The organism is Lacticaseibacillus baoqingensis (genome assembly GCF_003946165.1).
In the GTDB taxonomy this organism is placed as follows: domain Bacteria; phylum Bacillota; class Bacilli; order Lactobacillales; family Lactobacillaceae; genus Lacticaseibacillus; species Lacticaseibacillus baoqingensis.
Genome location: NZ_RHOI01000060.1, coordinates 1 through 1674, shown reverse-complemented (window position 1 = coordinate 1674; position 1674 = coordinate 1). Strand labels below are relative to the sequence as shown.

Here is a 1674-nt window from a genome sequence, read left to right as displayed (position 1 = left end):
CGAGCTATTCAAATAACTCATTATATGAGAGTTTGATCCTGGCTCAGGATGAACGCTGGCGGCGTGCCTAATACATGCAAGTCGAACGAGGTATTGGTAATTGAAGTCTTCGGACTGATTTTACCGCTTACCGAGTGGCGGACGGGTGAGTAACACGTGGGTAACCTGCCCTTAAGTGGGGGATAACATTTGGAAACAGATGCTAATACCGCATAAACCTCAGAAACACATGTTTCTGAGTTGAAAGGCGGCTTTCGAGCTGTCGCTTTTGGATGGACCCGCGGCGTATTAGCTAGTTGGTGAGGTAAAGGCTCACCAAGGCAGTGATACGTAGCCGACCTGAGAGGGTGATCGGCCACATTGGGACTGAGACACGGCCCAAACTCCTACGGGAGGCAGCAGTAGGGAATCTTCCACAATGGACGCAAGTCTGATGGAGCAACGCCGCGTGAGTGAAGAAGGCTTTCGGGTCGTAAAACTCTGTTGTTGGAGAAGAACACGTTTGAGAGTAACTGTTCAGACGTTGACGGTATCCAACCAGAAAGCCACGGCTAACTACGTGCCAGCAGCCGCGGTAATACGTAGGTGGCAAGCGTTATCCGGATTTATTGGGCGTAAAGCGAGCGCAGGCGGTTTTTTAAGTCTGATGTGAAAGCCTTCGGCTTAACCGAAGAAGTGCATCGGAAACTGGGAAACTTGAGTGCAGAAGAGGACAGTGGAACTCCATGTGTAGCGGTGAAATGCGTAGATATATGGAAGAACACCAGTGGCGAAGGCGGCTGTCTGGTCTGTAACTGACGCTGAGGCTCGAAAGCATGGGTAGCGAACAGGATTAGATACCCTGGTAGTCCATGCCGTAAACGATGAATGCTAGGTGTTGGAGGGTTTCCGCCCTTCAGTGCCGCAGCTAACGCATTAAGCATTCCGCCTGGGGAGTACGACCGCAAGGTTGAAACTCAAAGGAATTGACGGGGGCCCGCACAAGCGGTGGAGCATGTGGTTTAATTCGAAGCAACGCGAAGAACCTTACCAGGTCTTGACATCCTATGCCAATCTGAGAGATCAGACGTTCCCTTCGGGGACATAGTGACAGGTGGTGCATGGTTGTCGTCAGCTCGTGTCGTGAGATGTTGGGTTAAGTCCCGCAACGAGCGCAACCCTTATGACTAGTTGCCAGCATTAAGTTGGGCACTCTAGTAAGACTGCCGGTGACAAACCGGAGGAAGGTGGGGACGACGTCAAATCATCATGCCCCTTATGACCTGGGCTACACACGTGCTACAATGGATGGTACAACGAGTTGCGAACCCGCGAGGGCAAGCTAATCTCTTAAAGCCATTCTCAGTCCGGACTGTAGGCTGCAACTCGCCTACACGAAGTCGGAATCGCTAGTAATCGCGGATCAGCATGCCGCGGTGAATACGTTCCCGGGCCTTGTACACACCGCCCGTCACACCATGAGAGTTTGTAACACCCGAAGCCGGTGGGGTAACCTTTTAGGAGCTAGCCGTCTAAGGTGGGACAGATGATTAGGGTGAAGTCGTAACAAGGTAGCCGTAGGAGAACCTGCGGCTGGATCACCTCCTTTCTAAGGAATAGATCAACAGCTTCGGCTGGCGATCACGGAAACCTATCACGAAACTTTGTTTAGTTTTGAGAAGATTACCTTCTCAA

Annotated in this window: 1 rRNA gene; it reads left to right on the top strand. The window is 51.6% G+C overall.

The features are described 5' to 3' along the window. Nucleotides 1–20 precede the first annotated feature (20 nt). A 16S ribosomal RNA gene (locus EKM91_RS13490) occupies nucleotides 21–1588 on the top strand. The last annotated feature ends 86 nt before the right edge of the window (nucleotides 1589–1674 follow it).